Annotated in this window: 6 tRNA genes; all 6 read right to left on the reverse strand. The window is 51.1% G+C overall.

The annotated features are described in order from the left end of the window. The 6 genes from NOU10_RS09240 to NOU10_RS09265 all read right to left on the reverse strand — a co-directional run bounded on the left by NOU10_RS09240 (nt 1) and on the right by NOU10_RS09265 (nt 566). Nucleotides 1-90 (reverse strand) — tRNA-Ser (locus NOU10_RS09240). 40 nt (nt 91-130) lie between these two features. Next, nucleotides 131-204: transfer RNA gene (locus tag NOU10_RS09245), tRNA-Ile, on the reverse strand. A 16-nt stretch (nt 205-220) separates the two neighbouring features. Continuing rightward, nucleotides 221-294 (reverse strand) — tRNA-Met (locus tag NOU10_RS09250). A 24-nt stretch (nt 295-318) separates the two neighbouring features. Then, a tRNA-Pro gene (locus tag NOU10_RS09255) sits at nt 319-392 on the reverse strand. 6 nt (nt 393-398) lie between these two features. After that, nucleotides 399-472 (reverse strand) — tRNA-Arg (locus NOU10_RS09260). Nucleotides 473-480: 8 nt separating this feature from the next. Continuing rightward, a tRNA-Leu gene (locus tag NOU10_RS09265) sits at nt 481-566 on the reverse strand. Nucleotides 567-575 lie beyond the last annotated feature (9 nt).

Below are 575 nucleotides of genomic sequence, written 5' to 3' on the forward strand. Positions count from 1 at the left end.
AGGAGGATAAGAGATTCGAACTCTTGCGTGGTTTGACCCACCTGACGGTTTTCAAGACCGTTCCCTTCAGCCAGACTTGGGTAATCCTCCATAATAAATCATACTTGCAATTTTTAACAAGAAATCACAATGGACCTTGTAGGACTCGAACCTACGACCGGACGGTTATGAGCCGTCTGCTCTAACCAACTGAGCTAAAGGTCCAAGTGCTGTATGAATATCGCGGCGGGGGGGATCGAACCCTCGACCTCCCGGGTATGAACCGGACGCTCTAGCCAGCTGAGCTACACCGCGATCACTAAATGAATTATTCATTTATCGGGAAGACAGGATTCGAACCTGCGACCCCCTGGTCCCAAACCAGGTGCTCTACCAAACTGAGCTACTTCCCGCTAATATGCACCCAGCAGGAGTCGAACCTGCAACCTTCTGATTCGTAGTCAGACACTCTATCCAGTTGCGCTATGGGTGCATCAATAATGCCGAGGACCGGAATCGAACCGGTACGGTGATCACTCACCGCAGGATTTTAAGTCCTGTGCGTCTGCCAGTTCCGCCACCCCGGCGTATTATTG

Source organism: Ligilactobacillus sp. MP3, from assembly GCF_024436335.1.
In the GTDB taxonomy this organism is placed as follows: domain Bacteria; phylum Bacillota; class Bacilli; order Lactobacillales; family Lactobacillaceae; genus Ligilactobacillus; species Ligilactobacillus salivarius.